Below are 24,637 nucleotides of genomic sequence, written 5' to 3' on the forward strand. Positions count from 1 at the left end.
TCATCCGCAAGCATCGGGTTGACGACGCGACGTTCAAGGCGCTCCGGACACGGCTCGGCGATGACGGACTCATCCAGCTCACGGGGGCGATCGGCTATTACAGCATGCTGTCGATGACGGTGAACGCCTGCGAGCTGGAAGTCGGCAAGGGCGCCGAGGTTCTGCAATGATCGTCGACGCGCAGGTCCACATCTGCCTGTGCAAGGACGGCTGGAAGGCCGTGGCCTATCACCCGCCGGCCCTAGCCGCCGCGCTCGATGACCCCGCACGCGATGCGGCGGCCGCTGTTGCCGGCCGGATCGGTCCGCATGTCATCGGGGCCCTCATGCACGACAAGGGCGGTCCTCCCGCCATCGAGCAGCGACGCCGACCCGGGTTTGAGGGTCACGCGGGGATCGGTGACCTCGAGGTGGCCATAGCCTGTGGCGTCCACGGTGATGTTGGGGAGATCGCCCGCGTGAGGCCCGCGCGGGTTCTCGGTGCCGTGCTCGGCCTTCTTCGGGTTGAAGTGGGCGCCAGCGGAGTCGAAGTTCGGCGCATCACATCGTCCCACCTCGTGGATGTGGACGGCTTTGATGCCCGGCGTGACACCCTTGAGATCGAGCAGAATACGGACTCCGTCATCTCCCTGTAGAAGCACGGCGCTCCCCACCACGCGGCCGCTGGAATCCTTGAGCGTCACGCCGGCAACGGGAGGGCCCGAGGTCACGCCCGGGATGTAGGGCATGCTGCACGCGCTCAGGGAGAGCGCCAGCGCGACGATCCAGGCCACGCTCCTCAAGGTGGTCACTGGTATCGGGTATCGGGGTCGTGTCTTGTAATCACGCATCGCCCTGGCGGATTCTACTTCACGCGCTCCACGGAGACCTTCATGAGGATCTTGCCCCACCCTCCCTTGTCGAGCCCCACGTCCGAGCACTGCACCACCGCGGTCCGCTCGTTGTTCGGGTCCGAGTGGGCGATGAAGCGCTCGTAGATCTGGTTCACCGGGCTCTCGAGGGCGGCCAGGGCGAAGATGCACATCTTCTCCGGGCACTCCCGGGTGATCATCTGGCCATTGCCGTCCATGACGAACGTCTGCCCCACGGTGTGATGGGCGTGGCACCCGTGGGACTCGATCACCTCGGCGACGATGCGGGACGTCACGAACTCGGGGCTCTCGGTCACCATCTTCACCTTCAGCGGATCCGACCGGAAGACGGCCATCTCCGCGTCCGTGTAGCCCATGTGCGTCTGGAACCGCTCCCAGAGATCTTCCTTGTCCATGGTCACCTCCTCAGTGGCCGTCCTTTCGCCGTCTTGCCCTCATCTGCGCCACGGCGGCTCTCATCGTTTGCCTCAGGGCGCTTGCAGCAGCTCCACCACGGTCTGGTAGGCGACGCCCACCGCGGGCATGCAGACGGTCCGGGGCACGTCCGAGGCGTAGAATCGCTTGACGCCTTCCCGCGTGCCGAGGTCCATTCCCGTCAGGTCTCGGCAGTCCACGTGGCCCATGGCGGCCTCGAAGCGACGGCGCAGTTCCTGCGTCAAGGCATAGGCCTTGGCATCGCGCTCCGCCGGATCGCGCCGCCCGTGCCGCAGGCCGATGGCCATGACCGCCCCGGCCAGGGCTCCGCACACTGACCCGGTTCCACCGATGCCTCCGCCGAAGGCGGTGGCGATGCCGGGAACGACCTCCTACTCGATTCCCAGGTGCCGGCACACGGCCAGCAGGACCGCCTCCGATCAGTAGTAGCCCTGCGCCATCAGCTGCTGCGCAGGATTGAGATCCGCCGTCGTCATCGGCTTTCCCCCTCGGGAAATCTGGCGCGTAGTCAACATAAACGAACATGGGCCACTGGCCCACCCTGCCACATGAAAATCGGGTACTTACACGCCGATTTTCTGAGCAAAGCCCGTTCTCGGAGACGGCGGCTGTCACCGCGCAGACGAACCGTGGCCGGGAGCCAGCGGGGGCAGGCGGGCTTGCTCGACGTTGGAGAGAAGCCGGGTGTTCTCGGGCAGCTCGGCCTCGATCGTCGTCCGCCGTACGGGAGATGGACCTTCATGGAGGCCTCGCTTCCTTGACGGGTCACACGCTCATCGCTACAGTGCGGCCATACTAACCCTGCGGCTCCGGCGACGCGACGACCAATAATCTGACAGGAAGACGACGATGAAGTTCAAACGACGATACGCAAGCCTCGGCCGCTACTCGAACGGCCCCGCGGCGGTGGAGCTGGGGCGCGCGGCCGAGCTCGGCAGGACGTACTGGCTGGAGAAAGCGGAAGCGGAGATGAGGACGCGAGACTAGACAGCCTCAAGGAGACGCCATGGACTTCAAGCTGTCCCCCACGGAGGAGGCGTTCCGCGACGGGCTCAGGGCCTGGCTCGAGGCGCACTGCCCGCGGGACTGGGAAAAGACCCGGCAGGCTCTGGGCAGCCCCGAGGCGCGTGCGGAATTCCTCATCGACTGGCAGCGACGGTTGCACGCGGCCGGATACGTGGGACTGCACTGGCCAATCGCCTACGGCGGCCGCGGCGCCACCGTCATGGAGCAGGCGATCTTCTACGAGGAGCTGGCACGGGCGCGGGCGCCCGAGCTCGCGAACGCGATCGGCCTGGACATGGCCGGCCCCGCCATCATGGTCCACGGCACGGAGGCGCAGAAGCGCTTCCACCTGCCCCGCATCCTGGCCGCCGAGCACGTCTTCTGCCAGGGCTTCTCCGAGCCGGGCGCGGGCAGCGACCTGGCCTCGCTCCAGACCCGGGCCGAGCGCAGGGAGGGGGCCTACCGCATCACCGGGCAGAAGGTCTGGACGTCCTTCGCGCACTACGCCAACTGGTGCACGATCCTGGCGCGCACGGACCCCAGCGCGGCCCGCCACCGAGGGCTGACCTACTTCCTGGTGGACATGAAGAGCCCCGGCTTCACGGTGCGGCCGCTGCGCCAGATGAGCGGCGACGCCGAGTTCAGCGAGGTGTTTCTGGACGGCGTGGAGGTGCCGGCGGACGGCGTGCTGGGGCAGGAGCACGACGGGTGGAAGGTGGCCATCACAACGCTCATGTTCGAGCGCGGACCCCGGACCCTCACGCGCCAACTCATCCTGCGCCAGGGCCTCGCCGAGCTGCTCGCGCAGGCGCGCACGCCTACCCGCGCCGGGCGGTCCGCTGCCGGTGACCCCCTCATCCGCCAGCGCCTGGCCCAGCTGTACATCGACACGGAGACCCTGCGATACGCGAACCTGCGCATCCTCACCCGGCTGCTGAGGGGCGAGCCGGCGGGACCGGAGGGCTCGGCCTCCAAGCTGTTCTTCAGCGAGACATGGCAGAAGGTAGCGGAGCTCGCACTGGAGATGCAGGGCGCCTACGCCACGCTCGGGGCGGGCAGCGAGTGGACGCCCGAGGACGGGCGGTGGCAGTACCGGGCCCTGCGCTCGCGCGGGAACACCATCCAGGGCGGCACCTCCGAGATCATGCGGAACATCCTCGCCGAGCGCGTGCTCGGGCTGCCGAAGGACTGACCCGGAAGGGGAGCCGCCATGACCACGGTGAGGGTGGATCCTGTTGCGACGCTACGATTCTTTGATGAGTGCCCTGCTCGCAGCATCGGGCATGCTGCGGCTCTAGTGGCGATGGTGGGTGAGGATCTGGCTGTGGGAGCACTGAAGCGGTATTTGGAGTCAGCTTGGATGGTGATCCAGATCGCTGATCTGTAGCAGGTCGAAATCATTCGCGAGAGTGCGTAGATAACATAACGCCTGTTCGCGGACGCGGCGGCCCCCAGGGCCGGCCCATCGGGCGTTGCCAGGCGCCGCCGCCGCTCGTAGCGCGATCGTCTCACGAGAATGCACCAATCGCACTATTGAGGGCCCACCATCTCGGCGCATAGTCTCCTCGTGCGGCCACGCGTCTGCCTGTCTCAGCCGCCGAGGAGGTGACCGCAACCACTGGCTTTTTCGGGACCGTGACGATCTCATCATGAATGGCGAATAGATGGCGATCGCTCATGCCGGTCTTCGAGGAGATTACCGCGAGATCGCGCCGCTGAAGCTCGTCGTGACGATCGGAAGGCCGGAACGGGAAATCTGGACTGAGCGCTAACCAAAAGGAGGGGCCATGGCTTCCACTGTGTATTACATGAATGCCCGGAGCGCATCGCTCGAGACGGGCCTGGTGCCCAAGCTGCTGGCCGTGTTCGACGCGGCCGGTTTCGACAAGCTGATCAAGCCGAAGGACGTGGTGGCTATCAAGACCCACTGCGGAGAGTGGAACAACACCGGCTATCTGCGCCCCGTGTACGCTCGGGCCCTGGCGGACCGGGTCAAGAGCCTGGGCGGAAGACCCTTCGTGTGCGACACCACGACGCTGCCGTACAGCCCCTACGCCAGCCGCGTCACCGAACTGGACTTCCTCACCACGGCCGAGCGCAACGGATACAGTCCCGCCGTTCTGGGGTGCCCGTTCATCTGCGCCGATGGATTCATGGGGACCGACGATTACCGGGTCGACCTTCCGGAAGGGTACATCCTCAAGGAGGCTTTCATTGCCACTGCCATCGCCGCGGCCGACGTCCTCATCACGTTGACCCATTTCAAGGGCCACGCCATGGGCGTCATCGGAGGAGCCATCAAGAACCTCGGCATCGGCGCACAGTCCAAGCGAGGCAAATTCAACGTCCACATGGGTGGCCATCCACGTTATGGCTTCACCGGGGCGGCGACGCTTCACCCGGAGAAGCTCGCGGGCCTCAATGGCGGAAACGGCGGGAAATGGCTGGAAGACATCTGCCCTTACGGCCTCGTACACGTCAGGGACAAGTCCATCGAATGGGATCAGGAGAACTGCCCCACCTGCCGCGCCTGCATGGGTCCCATGACCAGTTGCGGTGTCCTGGAGGTGCACAACGCCAATCAGGAAGCAGCCAATGCTGCCATTGCCGATGCCTGCCTCGCGACCATCAAGGCCGTGGGCAAGGGGAAGGTCGCGTTCATCAACCTGGCTCTGGATCTCACGCCTGGATGTGACTGTCAGGGTTTCAGCGACATGCCCATTGTCCCGAATCTGGGCGTCTTCGCCAGCTATGACCCGGTGGCGATTGACAAGGCATGCATCGACAAGGCGACCGGCGCCATCGGGATCTCCGGCTCCACGGCTGCCGAGAAGGGGGTGCTGGACGCGGGCGAGCGCAAGTTCGAGGCGTGCTCTTCCCGAGCACCAGGTGTCAGCGAAGAGATCCAGCTTGTCACCGGCGAGATCATCGGGCTGGGAAGCAGGCAGTACGACCTGGTAGAGGTCGTCCAGGGAAAGCCGGAGGACTTCGCATTTTCGCCTGATTCGCGCCCGGTCGGGTTGCGATTCCGCGACAAGTTCGCCAAGTTCTCGCCCTTCCCCTACGACCGTTACGACGGCAAGGGCTTTCTGCGAGAAGACGAAGTGGACCTGGGCCGGGTCAACCCCGGCCGGTGATGCCGGACGAAGCACCACTTCCTCCAGCGCGGCGGCCGGACCGGTCGTCATCGGCGGCCTGCTGCGCCTCACGGGAGCCGCCTCGCAGTACTCCCTGTCCATGAACCGCGGCATCGAGATCGCGCTTGCGCAAGCCGATCATCTGTTCCAGTCCTTGCTCCACCGCGCATTCACGACCGGTCTATGTCTTCGATCGCTCGGCTCGACCCACCGCTCGTTCGCACGATCATTGATTGATTCCCGAAAACTCGAGAAGGCCGCGGCCCGGCCCACTCTCGCCCACCGCCTCGACTACTTCACACAGGCCCCACGTGAAGGGGCTCGTGCCCCACCACAACATCTTCAACTTCGGTCGGATGCAGGACGTGTGGGCCGACAGGTAGTCGAGGCGGGAGCGGGCGCCGGCGCGACAATCAGTCCGAAGGGCGGGTCCGGATCTCGTCGAGCACGGGAAGGATGTGCTCGCGGAAGCGGGCGGGGTTCTCGCACATGGGGAAGTGCCCGAGACCGGGCATGGCGCGGAAGGTCGCGCCGCGTACCGCTGCCGCCAGCGCCTGGCCCATCGCCGGCGTGCTCGACCAGTCGTACTCGCCGGTGAGGACGTAGAGCGGTGTCTTCGTGGTGTCGATGTTGGCGGCGAGGCCCGTGAGGTCGTGATCGACGTTGTAGTAGTGGAGGTCGCCCTTGAAGACCCCGGGCGCTCCCTGGGAGTAGACCCACGCGGTCTCGCGGCGGAAGGCCTCCGGGCTCTGGGGTGCCGTGATGCCGTACATGAGGCCGGCCCGGTACTCGTTGCTGATGCGCGGATGGTGGAGGAACGAGAGGTCGCGGCGAGCGGGCGTGCAGAGGGACCCTTCCAGGCCGATGGCCGCGCGGAAGACGCCGGGATGGTAGCAGGCGAGGTCGGCGGCCAGGTGGCCGCCGATCGAGCAACCCATGAACACCGGGCGGTCGAGCGCGAGCTCGGCGGCCAGCGTGACGGGCACCTTCATGAAGAAGTCCCGCGTCAGCCGGTATTCCTCCGTCCACCACTCGACGGCGGCCGGCGGCACCGACTTCGCGTGGTACGGAAGGTCGTACGCGATCATCCGGAAGTGCCGGCCGACGTCGGCGTCCTCGAGCAAGTGGCGCCACTGACGGCCGTCGGCGCCCGCGGTGTGCTGGAGCAGGAGCGGGATCCCCGCGCCCGCCTCCTCGAAGTAGACGCGGTACTCCACCCCGTCGATCGCGAGGTACACGTAGCGGCCGGTGGCAGCATCGAAGCGAGCCATCAGCGTCCCTCTCCGGTGGAGGCGCGAAGCGTGCGCATCACGGCGAAAAGCCGCGCGGCGGCCTGGTAGTACGCGCTCAGCGAGAGCATGTCTCCGACAACCTGGAACCCGTGATGCTGCACGCAGCCCCCGAGCAGGTCCTGGTAGAACGGCCGCGGCACCGCGGCGAGAAACTGCGCCCAGCCGTCGTCCGGCGCGACGACGGTGATCGTGGCCGGCTGGCCGGGCGCGCTCTCCCGGCAGCTCGCGACCCGGCCGTCCGCAATCTCGATGCGAAGGGCGCACGACGGCGATTCGAGGCTGAGCGTGGCATTCCAGTAGCGCGCGGCCATGCGGAACTCGGGATCCGCGTCGATGCTGGATTGGAGCCGTGTCGGGTCGGAGAGCTGCATCGTGGTGTCCCCTCCCGGAAAGGGTCTAATTTTACCATGGCGGCGATCCCGATCGCCGAGACGGTGATTGCCCCGTCGAGGTCGGACGCATCCGAGAGGATAGGCAACATGAACGCCCTCCGGCATCACTCCCCCGTTGCTTGGCCCCCGTCACCATGACGTAAGCCCCCAGACCCGGACGCCGGCGCCCCCGGGGGGCAGATCACCTACCGCCTGTGTTCACAACGGTCCGGTTGCGAACGATCCCAAGAAGGGTCGAGGGTCCGGCAAGTACTTCGTGCCCACTGTGCTGCGCCGCGCCGCTCAACGCGCGGGTCGGGCCGATGGGAAACAAAGCGGCAGTCAATCGCCTAGACGACTAGAGTGGTAGCAAAAACGGCATCGGCCACCCCCGATGTGCCGGAAGTGGCCGATTCAAGTGGTGGGCCGTGGAGGACTCGAACCTCCGACCCGCTGATTAAGAGACCAAACCCGGATCACACTCCGATGATACTGGATGCGCTAAGCTCGCACCAACTTGAGCTTTGGCCTGAGGCATAGTGCCGCTGAGTGACCCTGTGTTCATCCCAATTGGGCAGCAATCCCACGCGCCTGGAGTTCCCTCCCCGGGGCGCTCAGGACCCTCGTCCCCAACAAACCGACTAACGGGCGATCGCGCATTCGGAAAGCTGAGATGGTTCATCTTGCGTTGTTGCGGGGGCCCGCAACGCTGAATGCTACACGGTGCCCACGACCTACTGGAATAATTCTTGATCTTAGCTGCTTGCGGCTTCAAAATCGCGCGCACCAGGTCGCTGAACACGGGTGAAGGGTGCTGCGCCTACGAGGACTCTTCTCTCCTGATCTCGGCGATCTTACGGTCGCGATCATTCGCCAGCCTTTCCTTGTCGTGCCGTAGATCCTCGTTCAGCCGTTCGATCTCCTCGTGGGTACCGGCGTTGCGAAGCGCGGCTTGGTGGAGGATCTCGCGCTCGGCGACCTTCGCTTTGTAGAACTGGCGGGCCTCGTCGATGGCGGCTTTCTGCGCGTCGGTGAGTGGGCGATCATCGATGCTGGCCTCCGTGTCCTTCTGCCGGAGGCGTTCCATCGCCAGCTCGAACGCGCTCTTCGGGCCGTCGTCGGAAATTAGCCCGTAGTGTAGCAGAGGCCCTCACCCGTTTGCCCTTGCCCATACCCGTCCAGATGGCTACGCTCGGGCCGGGCTGATTTTCCGGCCGATTTTCCCTACGACCGCCATAAAAACCTTCCCTGACGTTCAGAATCGTCTTCTGTGCCCCAGGGACCCAAGAACCGAAAAGAGGCAAGAATGAGTCAAAGTCGCCACTGCGTTTCTCAGACGAAAGCCGGTGAGCCGCGCGTGAGATCCGGTGGCTCGGCACAGGTCCTGGTCGCTACTTCTGCCGCAGCTAGAGTCCGAGGTAGCTTGCCCGCACCCCAGGGTCGGCCCTGAGTTCCGCGGCCGGGCCTTCCCTGACAACGCTCCCGTGCTCAAGAACATAGCAGCGCTGGGCCAACGTCAGCGCCAGCTCCGCGTTCTGCTCTGCCAGCAGGATGCTGATCCCCAGCTCATGAAGCTCCTTCAGCTTGCCGCGCAGCAGGTGGACCAGTCGTGGTGCCAGCCCGAAGGTAACCTCGTCCAGCAATAGCACCTTGGGTCCCCCCATCAAGGCCCGTCCGATCGCCACCATTTGCTGCTCTCCGCCACTCAAGGTCCTCGCCTGTTGCTTCGCCCGCTCCCGCAGCACTGGGAACATCTCGTACACCAGCGGCAATCGAGCCCGGAGCTCTCCCCACTGCACATACGCGCCCAACTTGAGATTGTCGAGTACCGAGGCCGTTCCCACGAGTTTCCGTCCTTCAGGCACGTGGATAATTCCTAGGCGGGCGATCCTCCAGGGGTCGAGCCTTTCAACGCGCCGTCCGTTCAAGCTGACTCTCCCTGAGCTGATGGGTACCAGACCCGATATCGCTCGCAACAACGTGGTCTTGCCCGCTCCATTCGGGCCGATCATGGCCACGAACTCCCCTTCTCGCACGTTGACAGACACGCCTTCGACCCCATACGCCGCGCCGTACCGAACCGTGAGCGACTCTATCTCAAGCACCCGTCGCCCCTCCAAGGTACGCTTCTCGCACTACTGGCAGCTCGATCACTTGGTCGAATTTGCCTTCGGCAATCTTCACGCCGAAATCCAGGACGATAACCTGCTCGGCCAGCCTCCTCAGTTCCCGGAGCACGTGCTCCACGATGACGACCGTCAATCCGCGGTTGATCAGATTCCGCAGAAGCCCGGAGATCTCACTCACCTCAGCATGACTAAGCCCGCTGAATGGTTCGTCCAACATCACCAAGCGGGGGTTCGTAGCTAACGCCCGGCTGATCTCCAAGCGCTTAAGGTCTCCGATCGGCAGGCTTCCCGCTCGCTGCCCTTCTTTGCCCGCCAGGCCGACAACAGTCAACACTTGAGTGATCCGATCCTCCAATGCGTCACCACGGCTCGTTCGGAGCAATGCGGCGGCTCTCACATTTTCGTACACGGATAGGCCACGAAAGACCCGGACAATCTGGAATGTCCGCGCGATTCCTCCGTCCACGATCTGGTACGGCTTGAGGTGGGTGATGTCTCGGCCATCGAATACCACGCGTCCCGAATCCGGCTTGATGAATCCGGTGATCAAGTTGAAGGTCGTGGTCTTCCCGGACCCATTCGGCCCCACAATGCCAAGAACCCGGCCTTCGTCCACCGAAAAGGAGAGATCCTTCACGGCCATCAATCCGCCGAATCGCTTTGTCAGTCCTCGAACCTCCAGGACGGTCGCCATGGTCATCTCCTAGGTTTTTCTTACGACGGCCATCAGCCCACCCGGGAAAAACCGAAGCACGACGATGATGATGGCCGCATAGATGAGCACACGCAGGTACGGCAACGCCTGGAGATACAGGTCCATCAGCGTGATGACGTACGCTCCCATCATCGCTCCCACGATTGACGACGCCCCCCCCAGCGACATCATGATCACCGGGAGGATCGAATAATGCAGGGAGAGCGTGGTCGGCCCGACAGACCCCATAATGTGGGTGAACAGGGTTCCGGCCAGGCCAGCGAACCCTCCGCTGATAACGAAGACCAGCACCTTATATTTCGTCGTGTTCACGCCGGACGCCTCGGCGCCGAACTCATCCTCCCTGACTGTTTTCAGGATGAGCCCGAGATCGCCTCGCGCCAGCCGCAGGACTACCAGGGTCGCCCCGAGCGTGACGAGGAGGACGATATAGAATTGTGCGTAGAAGGATCCCGACGCCAGCTGCGCAAATCCGGCGATGCCGTCATCACCGCCCAGGTAGCGGGGCGAGAGGTGAACGATATTGGCCGCGACTAGCGGGAACACCAGGGTGACGACCGCGAGGTATGGCCCCTTGAGACGGAGACAGATGAAACCCACTCCTAGCGCGGCCACCAGTGACGCCGCCCACGCGACCCCCATAGACGCTAGCAGCGGCACCCCTAGGTTGAGGCTCAAGAGCCCTGACACGTATCCGGCCCCGCCGAAAAATAGCGAATGCCCAAAGCTTATGAGTCCAGTGTAGCCCGCCAGCAGGTCGTAGCTAACCGCATAGATAACGAAAATGTTGGCGAACATGATGGTCCGCAATGTCCATTTATCTTCGACCACGAGCGGCAATGCCAGCTCGAGCAGGAAAAACAGCAAAACTATGAAGTATACCGCCCCCCGCCTCCCTAACTCCGACAAGGATCCCACAACCCGCTGGCCCTCCTTCGTTGGGGATTTCCTGCGGACGGACGCCGCCTTGGCATCCAGCTCTTCGGATGACCCGATGACGTTCCGCATCAAGCGTTCTCCTTACCCGCAGCACGCCGAGATCATACGCCAATGAGCCCGCGTCACGTCGGTTGCTCCTCCCATCCCTTCACGCCGAAGAGGCCGGTCGGCTTGAACACCAATACGAGCAGGATGATGATCAGCCCCACTGAACGCTTTACGATCCCGCCGGACGGGACGTACGCCGTGAATGCCGCCTCGCTGATCCCCAAGATCAGGCCCGCGGGCAGGCACGCCCAGATATTTCCCATGCCACCGAGCACCATCACAGCAAAGGCGATCACCAACAGATCGAGCCACATGTAAGGATGGGGCGGGTAACTGGAACCGAGGAGCAGACTCGCGATCGCGGCGACCACCGCTGCCAACGAGGCCGCCACGAGCCAGATCAGGCGGACATTCCCCCCGGCCAGTTGCATCGCCTCCGGCTGTTCGGCCGTGGCGCGGATGGCGAGCCCGAGTCGTGTCCGGGTCAGGAACAGCCAAAGCAATGCCATCACGCTGATGGTGACTGCTGCCACCAAAAGCTTCGCGTTGACCACCCAGATCCCAAATATGGGCATGGCGCCTTTCAGCACCGTCGGCATATACACAGGTGCGGCTCCCTCTTTGAAAATCAGGAGCTCCTGCACGACCAGCGCCACGGCAAGGGTTGACACCAGGACCGAAGTCGGTTCCTTCCGAATGGGCAGAATCAAAAAGTAGTGGGTGGCAAGCGCGACGACCACCGCCGCAAAGGCAGCAATCACAAACACCAGCCATATCGGGACCGCCGGCACCAGAACTGGGATCAGCGCCACTACCATGTAGGCGGCAATCGCGTAATAGCTCGCATAGACCAGATCGAATACCTTGGCCACGCCGAGGATGAGGGACATGCCCACAGCCATGAGACAGTAGCCCAACCCCAGCAGCATCCCGTTCACGATTACGTTCACCTTTGTCTCCGGCGGCGGGGGCATAGCCGTGATGGGCTCGGCGGGCGAGGTGGCACCGCGGTTCGCATCGTCCCTATGTGCGCGTCATATAGTGCGACTAGTGCGACGCTATCGCGCCAACTGTTGTGCCTCAAGGCCCGCCTCCCACTCACGGCCGTGCCCCCGTTCGCGTAGGTCGCCCCACGAGACTCGCTCCGGTCCCCGTGGCGCGCTACTTCCGCTTCCACGCCTCCAGCATGTGCGGCGGGATAATCAGGTCCCCGCCCTTATACTCGGGCGGATCAAAGAGAACGACCGTTCCCCCTGGACGGTATTGGTAGCTGTAAATGATCAGCCCGTCCTTTGGGGACACGAGGACGCGCTGGTTCTCGTCGAACCGGAACTCCTTCACGCCCCAGGCCTCGCTCTCCGACAGGCGGACCTTCTTCAGCGCTTCCGCGACCTTGTCCTTGTCCAGGCTTCGGGCCAACTGCACCGCCTTGGCGTACGCCTTGACGCCGTTATACGTCGGGCCGACATCCAAGTGCGGCGCCCCGCCATAGATGCGCGCGTAGTCCTGTAGCAGCTTCACGGTGTGCGGCGTGGTCGCCATCGTCCCGAAGCCGAGGCTTACCGTGTAGGTAGCCGCATCGGCGCCGACTGCCTTGATGAAGTCGCTCGTGCTCCACGACAGAGTGATCATGCCGGCAAACAAAGCGGGCACTTTGAGGTCGGAGGCCTGCTTCATCAACGAATAGCCGGCCGAGTAGCCGGTCGCGCAGAGCACCAGCTGCACGTTCTTCTTCCGCATCTCCGTGAGTTCGGTGGTGAAATCTATCGCGTCGCGCGAGATCTTCCCGACGTAGACAAGCTCGGCGTCCGGCCGCGCCTTCACCGCCTCCTGAAAGCCCGGATGCATCAGTTCCGTCCACAGCGCGGCATCCGTGATGACAGCGACGTTGATCTTGGAGAGGCCCAGTTGCTTCTTGAGGGCGTCCACCAGCAGACCCAGCTGACGATCTCGAACGTAGTCTCGATACTGCACGTCGGACACGATATAGTTCCAGTAGTACTTGTACTTTCCAGGCTCCGCTTTGAAGTTGTTATCGAGAATGTGGGTGGTGCCGTGGAAGAGCATGATAAGCTTCAACTTCGCTGCTTCCTGCTGAAAGGCTGTCGCCTCTTCGCTCGAGTATGCCCCGACGATGGTATCCACTTTGTCGCTGTAATAGAGACGCTCGATGGCTTCCGTCGCCTTGGGTGCCGTCGCTTCCGTGTCCGCCTGCACTAGCTCGATCTTGGCACCCAGCACGCCTCCCGCGTCGTTGATCTCCTTTGCTGCCATTGTCGCCCCTCGCACAGATGCCTGGCCAAACGGCTGCTTCAGGGCGGCCGCCACGCCTATCTTGATGACCTTTTTATCCAGGGACTGTGCCCTCGCCTGAGGGATGCCGGCGCCGACGAGTAACGCCGCCACCATCACGAGTCCCATGCCGACACCTTGAATCGTTCTGCCCTTAAACTTGGTCATGTCTACCCTCCTTTTTTTGGATCCGTTCCTGGTCATCGATGCCGTCTGGCGTTGCCACACCCTTCGCGCGACACCTTCTTCACCTCCCCGACTTCGGCACTGCCTCACACGAGCCCCGCCGCCGCCAGCGCCGCCCGAATTCGGTTCCGTTCCGCGTCGCTGATGGGTTGCAGCGGCGGGCGCACCACCGCCCGGCTGATGCGCCCCAGGAGCGCGAGCGCCTCCTTCATTCGATTGTGCATATCCAGGAAAGGCGGAGCGTAGAACACCCGGACAAGTGGATCCAGGCGGTCGTTGACCTTTCGCGCTGCCTCCAAATCCCCTTGCTGGACGTGGGCGAACAACTCCGCCTGCAGATCGGCCGCCACGCTCCCCATCCCGGAGATGGCGCCGTCAGCACCAAGGAGGAAACTGGCGAGGAGGGACATCGTGAAGCTCGACAGCACGGCCACGGGCCGTCCGGCCGAGCGGATGGCGCGGAGATTCCGCTCGAACGCTACGATATCATTGCTCCATTCCTTCACTGCCGCGATCTGCGGGATCTCAATCAGCTGGGTGAGCGTCTCAGGAGAATAGCCGATGCCTGAGGCGATCGGATACTGAAACACGACCATTGGCAAGTCCACCGCTTCGGCGACCAGCGCGAAGTGGCGAAATACCATCTCGGGCCGAAGTTGGCCGCCCCACATGAACAGCGTCGGTGGAAAGATCAGAACGCCCCGCGCCCCCTCAGCCTGTGCGTCCTTCGCCAGTTCTACCGCCTCGAAGGTGCTGTCCGTGTAGATTCCCGCGATCAATGGCAGGCGCTTCCCCACCTCCTCCACCGCGATGGCCAGCGCCCGTCGCCGCTCTTCCCGCGACAGCGAGGACACCTCTGCCGCATGGCCGTTGACCACAATGCCGGTGACACCGGGTACGTCGGCCAGCCATCGGAGATGGCGTCGGTAGTCCGTCTCATCGATGGAGTAATCGGACTTGAACGGAAGCAGGTTGGCTGGCATCACCCCGGAAAAGCTCAGCCCCTCTCGCATGGTCTCCTCCTTCACACACGCTCGTTCGCGGTGCCTGTCCCGTTGCTACACCCGTCTCCCTCTTCGCCGCTGTCTCCCGCCGACGTGTCCCGGCGAGGTGCCCACCATCTGACTGCCCTCCGATCCCCTCAGTGCATCCAAAGACCCCCGGTGATATTGATGGCCTGTCCGGTCATGTACGCTGCTTCCTCGGATGCCAGGAAGGCGACAATGCGCGCCGGGTCGTCAGGCTGAGATAGACGCCCCAGGGGTATGCTCGCCTCCCGGTCCTTGGCGGTCGGTAACCCGTAGTTGCGAGACCTTTCGTCGGCATAGGCCCGAATTCCGGTATTCATCACCGTCCCCGGACAGACGGCATTTACGGTAACGTTAAACGGCGCGAGTTCTTGCGCCAGAGACTGCGTGACTCCGATTACCGCGAACTTGGACGCGCAGTACGCCCCGTAATTGGGCCTGCCGACCTTGCCGAACCAGGACGCGATATTGATGATCCGCCCTTGGCGCCGCGCCACCATCCGGGGAGCGACCGCCTGGCAGCAGTTGAAGACGCCGTCCACGTTGATGCGGAAGACAAGATTCCAGTCCGCGGGAGGCATCTCCAGCAAGGGGGCGACGCGAATGATGCCGGCGTTGTTGACAAGGATGTGAATCTCCTCAAACGCGTGCAGGATCTCGCCAACACCGCGCTGGACATCCGCACTCATGCTGACGTCGCATGGCACGACCATACTCTTTCCACCCTGCCCACGTACCAGAGCAGCGGTCTCCTCAGCGCCTTGTTCATCGACATCCAGCACGGCGATCGTGCACCCCTCCTGAGCGAGGCGAACCGCGATGGCTCGGCCGATTCCCGAACCGGCGCCTGTGATCAGTGCGGTCTTTCCGTTCAGTCCGTACACACAACGCTCCCTCGAAGTGAGTTTCGTGCTAACCCGCGGCCGCAGTCATGCCGGCGAGGCGGCCCGAAGTAAACGCCCAGCAGAGACGCATGCCGTGGGCCTCTAAAAGCAGGCCCCCCTGCCCGGCGGAGCCTGCAGCGTAGAGGCCGGGGATCACCTGTCCATTCTGGCCCAGCACTTCCATCCGCGTCGTTATAGCCAAGCCGCCGTCCGTAACGACGATCCAGGCCTTGGCCGGGCCGAGCGCATAAAACGGCGGAACCTTGAGCCCCGGCCCGAGGATGGCACGACCGAATGTGGTGTCCGGCTTCCCTTGATCGACCAGGCCGTTGTAATCGGACACCGTCCGTGCAAGCGATGGAGTCGGCATGCCAAGGACCCGCGCCAAGCCGTCCACCGTCGAAGCCTGGGCGTACACGTCTCGGCGGTTCCGGCGGTAGTCCGCCAGGAAGGCGTAGGCAATGCCCGGCGCAGTGGAAATGAAGTACGGCCATTCGGAAAACCGCCGGGCCACGCGATCGTCGAAGACGATGTAGGCCACGCGGTCAGGCTGCCTTGAAATCGCCGGGGCCGGCCGCGTGAGCTCATCGACAAATCGGCGTCCCTCTCGGTTCACTAGGATGGCGCCCTCCTCGAAGAGCTTCGGCGACGGGGCCAGGTAGGTCGTCAGAAAGGAGAGGATGATCGGCCGCAGCCAGCGCGCGGGGAGCCGGCTGGCGACCGCATTCATGGCCTTGGCGAGGGGCGCAAAGGGCGGGAGGAGGGAGACAAGCCGCTTCCGGGGCGGTGCCACGAAACGAATCTCGGGTCCAAGGCACAGATCGCCGTTGAGAACCTGAGCCCCGACGTCCAGCGCCATCGAGTGACCATCTCCCGTGCTCGTGGGGTTGATGCCTTCGATCTCCGCCAGTTGGGGGGACATGTAGCTCTTCTTCATCTCCAGGTTCGAGCTGTAATCCCCGGACGCGAGGATGACCGCTCGACGCGCCATGATCTCAAGCATTCCGCCGCTGGCCGTCTGAACCATCACTCCGGTAACACGGTCATGGGCCCGGAGAAGTCGCTCCGCGCGAGCCCCAAGCATGAACTTGACCCCAAGCCGCCGCGCGTGCCGAGCCAGGTGGTAGATGTATGCATAGGCATTGGGTAGCACGTTGTGCATCCGCGGATGCCGGTTGGGCGGCTCGGGCATTGGACCGAAGAATTCCACGCCCATTTGCATGAGCCACTCAATCGTTCTCGGCGATTTCTCTGCGGCGAGCCGCCGCAGTTCCAAGTTGTCCCGGCTGTCATCCAGTCCATGCTGCCGATTGAAGAGCCCCATGTCCTCGAAAAACTCCTGGGGAGAATCCTGGACCCCTTTTCGCCGCTGATGCGGTGTGCAGCAGGCCGATACCGACCCCACGGACAAACGCGTGGTGCCGCCGAGCTCCGGATTTTTCTCGAGAACGATCACGCTGGCGCCCGCGTGCGCCGCCTCGATCGCCGCGGCCAGCCCCGCGCCGCCCCCGCCCACGACCACGACGTCCGCATCGAGCCGATCTGTCGAATTCATCCTCTTCCCCCTATTTCAACAGCGTCCGTCCAAACGGCCTCAGCGCGCGCTCATTCCCCCGTCAACCACGAGCATCGAGCCGGTGCAAAACGATGATTCATCCGAGGCCAGATAAAGCATCGAATATGCGATCTCCTCCGGCCGAGCCAGGCGCCCCATGGGATGCCGTGCCTCGAGCTGTCCCCGGAGCGACGCCGGATCCACGCTGCTGGCGAAAATCCCCGCAAAGTACGGTGTGTCGACAGTGCCCGGCGCGACGCAGTTGATACGGATACCATCTCGTACGTGATCCAGCGCCATCGCCCTCGTCAGCGCGGCCACGCCGCCCTTCGCGGCGCAGTAGGCAGCTCGGTTTTCGATCCCCACGAGGGCCACGACTGACGCGGTATTGATGATCACCCCACCACCCTGGCGGCGCATCATCGGGATGACGTACTTGCACCCCAGATACACACTCTTCAAGTCCACGGCCATCAGTCGGTCCCAGTCGGATTCCTCCGTCGCTTCCACCGTGCCGGCAAATCCGTAGCCCGCGTTGTTCACCAGCACGTCGACCCGGCCATAAGTGTCGACCGCCACCGTGAGCATGCCCCGCACGCTCCCGGCATCACTCACATCCGCCTCGGCCGCCGTGGCTTCTCCACCCGCCTCCGAGATCAGGTTCACCGTCTCGCCAGCCGCGCTGAGGCCGATGTCCACCACTACCACCTTGCCACCTTCCGTCGCGAACAGCCGCGCCGCCGCGCGTCCAATGCCAGAACCCGCCCCCGTGATTACGCACACCTTACCGGCCAGCCGCCCTATCTGGGACCCCGTCATTGGCTGCCTCTGTCTCCGATGTGCACGCAGGCCCGACACTCTTCGCCTCGCCATAGACCGGTCGGGACATGTTCGGCAATGCAGTCCAGCATGGCCCCGGGCTTCGCCGAGGCCAGGATGAACACGAAGTGCTCAACTGCTACGTCCACGAACGCCATGAGACCATCGACGCACTCCGTCGGAGTGCCGCAGACGACGTAGTGGGGGTCCGAGGTGTGCGGCCACCGATGTCCCTCACGTGTGAGTCCCCTTTAGTTGTCGTGGCGCCCCGGGTCCAATGCTACGGGAGCGTTGCCGGCGAGCTTACTGACCGTTCGGTAGATTTGACAATGAAGCAATCTGCCCATTTCTCCCGTGAGAACGTGCTAGGCCGGATCTCATTGCACCCCGCCCAGGGAATGAAACAGTCTTTAGAGTCTTCCGTATTTCTCCCGGAGCGCCAGCTTCTGCACCTTGCCGGTCGGGTTCCGGGGCAGCGCGTCGATGAACATCACCGACCGCGGCTTCTTGTAGCCGGCCAAATGTTGGGCGCAAAAGTCGACGATCTCCTGCTCCGAGGCCTTCACCCCCTCCTTGAGCGCCACTACGACCCGCACGCTCTCTCCCCACTTCTCGTCCGGCACGCCGATCACGGCCGCCTCGAGCACAGCGGGGTGCATGTAGACGATGTCCTCCACTTCCTTCGAGGAGATGTTGATCCCGCCGCTGATGATGATGTCCTTCTTCCGGTCGACGATGTAGACGTACCCGTCCTCGTCCCGCGTGACCAGATCGCCGGAGTGAAGCCAGCCGTTCCGGATGGCCTGAGCCGTCGCCTCGGGCGAGCGCCAGTATCCCAGCATCACGTGGTCCCCGCGGATGATGAGCTCGCCGACCTCGCCCGCCTCGCAGTCGGTGCCGTCCTCACGCACCACTCGGAGGTGGACGTTCAGGCCCTCCCGTCCGCAGGAGGCCAGGCGCCGGATCTTCTTCTCGTCCTCCCCGACGAGATGCTCATCCTTCCGGAGCACGGTCGACACGCACGTCGCCTCCGTCAACCCGTAGATCTGGGCGAAGACGTCACCGAACACCTCGATCGCCTCGCGCAGCCGATTGACCGGCATGGGCGCCGAGCCATAGACAACGGTCTTCAAGCTCGACAGGTCGTACTTCCGGATGTCGGGGAACTGGAGGAGGGAGATGATCATCGTGGGCACCACCTCCATGTAGGTGGCGCGCTCCGCCTGGATCGTCCCCAGGACCACTTGGGGGCTGAACTTCTCGAGGATAACGTTGGTGGCCCCGGCGTAGAGGTGTGGCCAGATGGTGCAGTTGATCGACGCCGAGAAGAACATCGGCAGGAAGTTGAGGTTGATGCTGCGCTCGTCGACGCCGTAGGCGTGCATGACGTTCACGCAGTTGATGAGCAGGTTCCTGTGGGACAGCATGATGCCCTTCGGCAGCCCGGTGGTTCCGCTCGTGAAGAGAATGGAGAAGAGGGCTGTCTCCGGCACCTCGACCGCGGGCTCCGTCGCGCTCCCTCCCCGCAGGAGGTCCTCGTACGGGCGACCGACAGGGGACGCGCCATGGAGATCCACGTAGTGGACGACCGACTTCCACTCGCTCCGGTGGGCTTCCACGAGATCACGATAGCGGGGCCCGAAGATCAACAGCGTGGGCTCCACGCTCTCGATGACCTCGGTGAGTTCCCGCCCCTTGAAACGGATGTTCAGCGGGGCGATCCCGATCCCGGTCTTGGCCGCCGCTCCGTTGGCCTCGAGGTACTGGTGGCAGTTGTCGGCTAGGATCGCGAACCGATCGCCCTGGCGCAGCCCGAGGCCAAACAGCGCGTTCGACAGGCGATTCACCCGTTCGTTGAACTCACGGTAGGTGAGCCGGACGTCTCCAAACACGACCGCCGTCGTCTCCGGTGTCCGGCGGGCATTGCGGGTGATGAGTTCGCCGAGGTTCATACCGGTACCCTCCGACTGCTCACGGACTAACGCCCCTGGGGCCGACCTCCCGACCGGGCGGGCATCAAGAGGTTCGGCACGAACATGCTGAGCTGAGGGAAGAACACGGGAAGGAGGTTAACGGCGATCACCCCCGCCAGGAAGGGAGCCGCCTGCGCCTACCACCACGATGCCGAGCCTCAGACACACGGCAGTACCAGCATCTACACCACCGCCGCCGACCTGGTCAGACTGCCGCTGCACTCCGCGCCGCGCCGGAGCGCCGCCTCGTTGGCCGGAATCATGTGATGACGGTATGGAGGAAGCGTCTTCTCCAGGCAGCTCGTGACCGCCTCGAGCGACACCACCCCCGTGTGGGCGATCAGGGCGCCGAGCCCGACCATGCCCGTGAACCTCACGTCGCCGAGCTCCTCGGCGATCTCGTTGGTCGGTACCATCACCACGTTGATGTCGTCCCGCGCCGGCTGACGCCTGACCAGCGAGCTGTTCACCACGAGGGTGCCGCCGGGGAGGATGACGGGCTCGTAGACCTCGACCGTGGTCTCGTCCATCGCCAGGACCGCCGTGGGCGACGTCGTGGTGGGGCCGCCGACGATGGGCTCGTCGGAGACGATGACCGTGCAGAAGATCGGCCCGCCGCGGATGGCCGCCGCGTAGATGTTGTACATCGTCGCGTGTTTGCCGGCCTCGTGGACGGCCTGGGCAAGCAGCGCGGCAATGACCTTCATCCCCTGCCCGCCGAACCCACCAACGATGATTTCGTGCCTCATGACGCGGCCACCTTCAGCTCGCCGATCGGATAGGTCTTCATCTGCACCTCGCTCATCCACTTGAGCGACTCCACCGGCGTCAGCCGCCAGCCGCTCGGGCAGGCGGTGAGGACCTCGACCATCGTGAACCCCTGCCCCGAGAGCTGGATCTCGAACGCCTTCTTGATGGCTGCCTTCGCACGCATGATGTTGGCGGGCTTGTCCAGGGCCACCCGGGCGACGTACTTGGCGCCGTCGAGGAGGGCCAGCATTTCGGTGATCCGCGTCGGGTAGCCGTGGATCTCCGGATCGCGCCCATTCGGCGTGCTCGGCGTGCGCTGCCCGATCACCGTCGTCGGCGCCATGTGTCCGCCCGTCTCGCCGAAGTTCGCGTTGTTCAACATGAGAACCGTGAACCGCTCGCCGCGCGTGGCGGCATGGACGATCTCCGTGGTGCCGATGGCGGCCAGGTCCCCGTCGCCCTGCATGGTGAAGACCAGCCGGTCGGGGAGGAGCCGCTTCACCGCCGTCGCCATCGCGGGAGCGCGGCCGTGCAGGGCGAACTGGCAGTCGAAGTTGAACGTGACGGGATTTGTGCTGTAGCAGCCGACCCCCAGGATGCCTACCGTCTGCCCGCGCAGCCCGAGCTCGTCGATGACCTCGGCGACCAGGCGGACCGCGATCCCGTGACCGCAACCGGCGCAGTAGTCGTAGCGGCTCTTGAGCGCCGCGGAGGTCGTCTGCTTGAAGACCTGATCCATCGCGTGTCTCCCTCTTGCCGGCGCCGTCAGGCGCGGCTGTCGGCCGTGACGAGGCCGAGAATCTGCCGGATCTCCCGACCCACTGTCTCGGGTCTCGGGACCACGCCGCCGAGCGTCGAGAAAAGGTGTACGGGCGTTCGACCGTTGACGGCGAGCCGCACATCGTCGACCATCTGCCCCATGCTCATCTCGACGACCAGGACGTCACGCACCCGCTCGGCTGCATCGGCGATGAGGCGCGAGGGGAAGGGCCAAAGCGTGATGGGCCGGATGAGGCCGACCCGGAGCCCCTCGGAGCGGGCGCGCTCGATAGCAGGCCGAATCAGGCGCGCAGAGGTGCCGAAGGCGACGACGGCCAGCTCGGCATCGTCGAGGTAGAGCGTCTCGACCCGCACCTCTTCGGCCTCGATGCGGTGGTACTTCTCGGCGAGCCGCAGCATGTGCGCCTCGAAGGTGTCGGGATCGCGGCCGGCGCGGGCGAGGCCGATCAGGTTGAGCGTGAGATTGCCGGACAGGTACTCGGCCTCCGGACCGTAATTCTTGCCCGGGCGCCCCATGTAGATCGGCTCGCGCCCCTTGCATCCAGTCGTCGCCCACCACTTCTCGACGGGCTCCTCGGGAAGCGGGTCCCCCAGGTCGAACGCTTCCGTGGTCTCCGCCAGCATCTGGTCGGATAGAATGATCGCCGGCGTCCGGTACCTGTCCGCCAGCGCGAAGGCGAGCTTGGTGAGGTCCGCCGCCTCCTGGACCGTCGCCGGTCCGAAGACCAGGCACCGATAGTCCCCGGGCCCGCCCCCACGCGTCGCCATGCGATAATCGCTCTGCGTCGGAGCTAGGTTGCCGAACCCGGGCCCACCCCGCATGACATTGACGATGACACACGGGACCTCAGCGATTCCGGCCATGTGCGAGACACCTTCCTGCATCAGAGCGAACCCAGCACCGGAGGTCGCGGTCATGCACCGGAAGCCCGCTATCGCGGCACCCATCAACATATTGATGGCAGAAACTTCGGCCTCCGCCTGGAGGTACACTCCTCCCGCGGCCGGCAACCGGTGGCTCGCCTGCTCGAGGCATTCCGTCGCAGGCGTGAACGGATAGCCCGTGAAGAACCGGCATCCAGCCTGGATGGCGGCCTCGACGATTGCCCGGTTACAATTCATAAAGAGCTTCTGGCCCATCTCAGCCTCCTCCAGCTAGCGGACGACTTCTTGGTACACCTCGATAATCGCCATGTCGGGACAGACTTTGGCGCAGATTTCACACCCGGTGCAATGTTCCTCATCGAACAACTCCACCACCCGGTGGTTAAGCGAGTTGCGTCGGTTCGACAGACGCAATACCTGAGGCGGGCAAAAATAGACGCAGATATCGCACCCCTTACAACGTTCGGGGTCGACCACGATCGTCCCGTGTGCTTTTGCCGTCTTCGCCATCGCTCTCAGGCCTTTCCTGGCGCTCTGACCGAATCTGGAACGACCACGGCGTCTCCCCAGAGGTGGAAGAACTCCTCGAGCGGGGGAATCTGGTCGGCGCTCGGGTACAGGATCCGGTAGCGGAAATCCGCGATCTCCTCGCCAGCGAGCCTCTCCTCGCCGTCGCGGTACGTGAACATCAGCGCCCGCGGGTCGCAGAAGTTCATGTAGAGCTGGAGCCCGGGTACGCGGAGCCGCTCGTCGGTCAGGATCCGTTCGCGGGCCTGCCTCCCCGGGACCGTCGCATAGGCGAGCCCTTCGATCCCCTTCCCCGTCGCGAACCACGGTTCCTTCTTGCCGTCCTTCATGACCAGACAGACGTGGACAGTATCGAGGCTCCCGGCGCGTTCGGGCGGTTGCATCAGGAGGACTAAGGCGATCTCCTGATAGCGTTCGCCAATCTCGCGCGCCCACTCGGTCAGCTCGGCGGGCACCAATGAATCACTCCTGGCCGGCCGGAGGTCCCGGCGGAAGGGGTGCGACCCCAGCGTGGCCTCTCAGGAGGTAGCCGTGGGCGGCCAAGTCGCCCATGATCTGGGCAACGTCTCGCGAGGACAGCCGCCCGGCCGGGTTGAACCACTGGTAGATCCAGTTCCCCATACCGAAGAGCGAAAAGGTCGCAAGCTTTGGATCGACGTCCCGGAACACGCCCGCCGCGACACCCTCGTGATACAGCTTCTCGGTGAGCTCGGTGTAAAGAAGCTTCTTGGCGTTCACCCGTTGGTGCTTTTCGGCTGAGAGTTCGCGCTTTTCCTGAAAGAACACCGTGAAGATCGGCAGGTACTCGGCGACCGTCAGGATGTTGGTCTCGAGAACCTTCGCGAACTTCTCGGCGATCGGTAGATCGGAGTTGATGACCTCGGTGAGGCGCCGGATTGCGATGTCCACCACCTCAACGTAGATCTCAGTGAGGAGCTCCTCCTTGGTCCGGATGTGGTAGTAGAGCGCCGGTTTCGTCACGCGGAGCAGCTTCGCAATGTCGTCGAGCGTCGCGCCGTGGTAGCCGCGCTGTCGAAACACCTCGGAGGCGACGCGGATGATCCGCTCGCGCGTCAGCGGCCGCCGGCTTCGGCTCCTCGGGCGTTTCGATCGCGTTCTCGGCATGACTGGTCCGCCATCACGTTGAGGGCCCATCCGCAAGTTACTTACCGATCAGTAAAGACCGATATCATCCGAACCCGCTCTTGTCAAGAAGGTGGCCTGACCGACCTTTTGTACCAGGCAGAGAGAGAGTCTACATCACAGCCAGGGACTGTGGAGGTGGCCGCGCTCGTCTGGGCCGTGAAGGAGGCCGGCAATCGCCAGCCTTTCCGCGCCGCACTCTCCACCGCGATGCCGAAGCTCCAGGCCTTGGCCCCGAGTCAAGCAGGGCGGGTGGGACTGGCGATCGAGGACGCGGTCAGCGGCTGGACCCGCGGCGCGAAGGACTACAGCGCGCTCGAGCCGCTCATCCTCGAGCTGGTCAGGGCGATCGTCAGACGAACTCGCTGCCGCGTGGCCTATCAATCGCCCGCTCGCAACCGACCGCGCACATCTCCCTTCGATCCCTACCGCTTGCTGTCCGTCCATGGCGGCCTTTACTGCGTCGGCTTCAGCCACGAGCATCGCCACGTCATCAATCTGGCCGTGGATCGCATTCACGATCTTCAGCCGACGAGCGAATCATTCGAGATCGATCCGACGTTCGATCCCAAGCGCCTCGAGGCCGAGGCTTTCGGCGTGTCGTGGGAAGACCCCATCGAGGTTGTTGTGCGATTCTCCGCCGACCAAGCGCCCTACGTGAAGGAGCGCGAGTGGCATCCCAGCCAGAGGCTCAAGGATCTGCGCGATGGCGGGGTCGAGCTTACGTTCAAGGCCGGTGGAGAGTTCGAAATCATCCGGTGGGTTCTAGGGTGGGGCGCCGCCGTTGAAGTCGTTCGCCCACTCTCGCTCCGACGGGCCGTGTCGGAGAACCTCCGCCGAGCGCTGGTGACCTACCGAAATCTCTAGGAGGC

At 64.1% G+C, this 24,637-nt stretch carries 26 protein-coding genes; 4 read left to right on the forward strand and 22 right to left on the reverse strand.

The window, feature by feature from the left end; translation table 11 throughout:
* Positions 1-241 precede the first annotated feature (241 nt).
* The 3 genes from Q7W02_08215 to Q7W02_08225 form a co-directional block, all read right to left on the reverse strand.
* Entirely contained in the window at positions 242-772 is a 531-nt protein-coding gene (locus Q7W02_08215) for a superoxide dismutase family protein (protein MDO8476168.1), read from the reverse strand.
* Between the two features lie 71 nt (positions 773-843).
* Complete coding sequence (locus Q7W02_08220) at positions 844-1,266, reverse strand: hypothetical protein (GenBank protein MDO8476169.1); 423 nt, start codon at positions 1,264-1,266, stop codon at positions 844-846.
* Between the two features lie 72 nt (positions 1,267-1,338).
* A complete protein-coding gene (locus Q7W02_08225) occupies positions 1,339-1,662 on the reverse strand; it encodes a C-GCAxxG-C-C family protein (GenBank protein ID MDO8476170.1) in 324 nt (107 codons plus the stop codon).
* 493 nt (positions 1,663-2,155) lie between these two features.
* Between Q7W02_08225 and Q7W02_08230 the strand changes: the two genes are divergently transcribed.
* The 3 genes from Q7W02_08230 to Q7W02_08240 all read left to right on the forward strand — a co-directional run bounded on the left by Q7W02_08230 (position 2,156) and on the right by Q7W02_08240 (position 5,448).
* Positions 2,156-2,293: a hypothetical protein gene (locus tag Q7W02_08230; protein ID MDO8476171.1), complete on the forward strand. Its 138-nt coding sequence runs from the start codon at positions 2,156-2,158 to the stop codon at positions 2,291-2,293.
* Between the two features lie 19 nt (positions 2,294-2,312).
* The gene (locus Q7W02_08235; GenBank protein MDO8476172.1) at positions 2,313-3,503 is read left to right on the forward strand and encodes an acyl-CoA dehydrogenase family protein; all 1,191 of its coding nucleotides are present in this window, start codon (positions 2,313-2,315) and stop codon (positions 3,501-3,503) included.
* Between the two features lie 652 nt (positions 3,504-4,155).
* Positions 4,156-5,448, forward strand: a complete 1,293-nt coding sequence (locus Q7W02_08240) for a DUF362 domain-containing protein (protein MDO8476173.1) — start codon at positions 4,156-4,158, stop codon at positions 5,446-5,448.
* A gap of 413 nt (positions 5,449-5,861) precedes the next feature.
* On the opposite strand, the gene Q7W02_08245 is transcribed toward Q7W02_08240, so the two are convergent.
* The 19 genes from Q7W02_08245 to Q7W02_08335 all read right to left on the reverse strand — a co-directional run bounded on the left by Q7W02_08245 (position 5,862) and on the right by Q7W02_08335 (position 23,747).
* A complete protein-coding gene (locus Q7W02_08245) occupies positions 5,862-6,719 on the reverse strand; it encodes an alpha/beta hydrolase (protein MDO8476174.1) in 858 nt (285 codons plus the stop codon).
* Positions 6,719-7,111, reverse strand: coding sequence for a hypothetical protein (locus Q7W02_08250; GenBank protein MDO8476175.1), 393 nt, complete (start codon positions 7,109-7,111; stop codon positions 6,719-6,721). Before Q7W02_08250 ends, Q7W02_08245 begins: the two co-directional genes overlap by 1 nt.
* An 820-nt stretch (positions 7,112-7,931) precedes the next feature.
* Positions 7,932-8,198, reverse strand: a complete 267-nt coding sequence (locus Q7W02_08255; protein MDO8476176.1) for a hypothetical protein — start codon at positions 8,196-8,198, stop codon at positions 7,932-7,934.
* Positions 8,199-8,517: 319 nt separating this feature from the next.
* On the reverse strand, positions 8,518-9,216 hold the full coding sequence (locus Q7W02_08260) for an ABC transporter ATP-binding protein (protein ID MDO8476177.1): 699 nt from the start codon (positions 9,214-9,216) through the stop codon (positions 8,518-8,520).
* Positions 9,209-9,934: an ABC transporter ATP-binding protein gene (locus Q7W02_08265; protein ID MDO8476178.1), complete on the reverse strand. Its 726-nt coding sequence runs from the start codon at positions 9,932-9,934 to the stop codon at positions 9,209-9,211. Before Q7W02_08265 ends, Q7W02_08260 begins: the two co-directional genes overlap by 8 nt.
* Positions 9,935-9,943: 9 nt before the next feature.
* Entirely contained in the window at positions 9,944-10,963 is a 1,020-nt protein-coding gene (locus tag Q7W02_08270; protein ID MDO8476179.1) for a branched-chain amino acid ABC transporter permease, read from the reverse strand.
* Between the two features lie 53 nt (positions 10,964-11,016).
* Positions 11,017-11,892 (reverse strand): branched-chain amino acid ABC transporter permease, encoded by an 876-nt coding sequence (locus tag Q7W02_08275; GenBank protein ID MDO8476180.1) that lies wholly within the window; start codon positions 11,890-11,892, stop codon positions 11,017-11,019.
* Between the two features lie 211 nt (positions 11,893-12,103).
* Entirely contained in the window at positions 12,104-13,402 is a 1,299-nt protein-coding gene (locus tag Q7W02_08280; GenBank protein ID MDO8476181.1) for an ABC transporter substrate-binding protein, read from the reverse strand.
* A gap of 104 nt (positions 13,403-13,506) precedes the next feature.
* The gene (locus Q7W02_08285; protein ID MDO8476182.1) at positions 13,507-14,433 is read right to left on the reverse strand and encodes a dihydrodipicolinate synthase family protein; all 927 of its coding nucleotides are present in this window, start codon (positions 14,431-14,433) and stop codon (positions 13,507-13,509) included.
* 128 nt (positions 14,434-14,561) lie between these two features.
* Positions 14,562-15,332, reverse strand: a complete 771-nt coding sequence (locus Q7W02_08290) for an SDR family NAD(P)-dependent oxidoreductase (protein MDO8476183.1) — start codon at positions 15,330-15,332, stop codon at positions 14,562-14,564.
* Between the two features lie 28 nt (positions 15,333-15,360).
* Positions 15,361-16,854, reverse strand: a complete 1,494-nt coding sequence (locus Q7W02_08295; GenBank protein MDO8476184.1) for an FAD-dependent oxidoreductase — start codon at positions 16,852-16,854, stop codon at positions 15,361-15,363.
* 72 nt (positions 16,855-16,926) lie between these two features.
* Entirely contained in the window at positions 16,927-17,706 is a 780-nt protein-coding gene (locus Q7W02_08300; protein ID MDO8476185.1) for an SDR family oxidoreductase, read from the reverse strand.
* 410 nt (positions 17,707-18,116) lie between these two features.
* Complete coding sequence (locus Q7W02_08305; protein MDO8476186.1) at positions 18,117-19,658, reverse strand: long-chain-fatty-acid--CoA ligase; 1,542 nt, start codon at positions 19,656-19,658, stop codon at positions 18,117-18,119.
* Between the two features lie 203 nt (positions 19,659-19,861).
* The gene (locus Q7W02_08310) at positions 19,862-20,428 is read right to left on the reverse strand and encodes a 2-oxoacid:acceptor oxidoreductase family protein (GenBank protein MDO8476187.1); all 567 of its coding nucleotides are present in this window, start codon (positions 20,426-20,428) and stop codon (positions 19,862-19,864) included.
* Positions 20,425-21,168 carry a thiamine pyrophosphate-dependent enzyme gene (locus Q7W02_08315; GenBank protein ID MDO8476188.1) on the reverse strand — a complete coding sequence of 248 codons (744 nt, stop codon included), beginning with the start codon at positions 21,166-21,168 and terminating at the stop codon, positions 20,425-20,427. The genes Q7W02_08310 and Q7W02_08315 overlap by 4 nt, the downstream gene beginning before the upstream one ends.
* 26 nt (positions 21,169-21,194) lie before the next feature.
* Positions 21,195-22,331, reverse strand: a complete 1,137-nt coding sequence (locus Q7W02_08320) for a 3-methyl-2-oxobutanoate dehydrogenase subunit beta (protein ID MDO8476189.1) — start codon at positions 22,329-22,331, stop codon at positions 21,195-21,197.
* Between the two features lie 33 nt (positions 22,332-22,364).
* The gene (locus Q7W02_08325) at positions 22,365-22,604 is read right to left on the reverse strand and encodes a 4Fe-4S binding protein (GenBank protein MDO8476190.1); all 240 of its coding nucleotides are present in this window, start codon (positions 22,602-22,604) and stop codon (positions 22,365-22,367) included.
* Positions 22,605-22,609: 5 nt separating this feature from the next.
* Positions 22,610-23,077, reverse strand: a complete 468-nt coding sequence (locus Q7W02_08330; GenBank protein MDO8476191.1) for a hypothetical protein — start codon at positions 23,075-23,077, stop codon at positions 22,610-22,612.
* Between the two features lie 7 nt (positions 23,078-23,084).
* Complete coding sequence (locus Q7W02_08335; protein MDO8476192.1) at positions 23,085-23,747, reverse strand: TetR/AcrR family transcriptional regulator; 663 nt, start codon at positions 23,745-23,747, stop codon at positions 23,085-23,087.
* Positions 23,748-23,903: 156 nt separating this feature from the next.
* Here Q7W02_08335 and Q7W02_08340 point away from each other — a divergent pair, with 156 nt between their 5' ends.
* On the forward strand, positions 23,904-24,632 hold the full coding sequence (locus tag Q7W02_08340; protein MDO8476193.1) for a WYL domain-containing protein: 729 nt from the start codon (positions 23,904-23,906) through the stop codon (positions 24,630-24,632).
* Positions 24,633-24,637 lie beyond the last annotated feature (5 nt).

Source organism: Candidatus Rokuibacteriota bacterium (assembly GCA_030647435.1).
GTDB lineage: Bacteria > Methylomirabilota > Methylomirabilia > Rokubacteriales > CSP1-6 > AR37.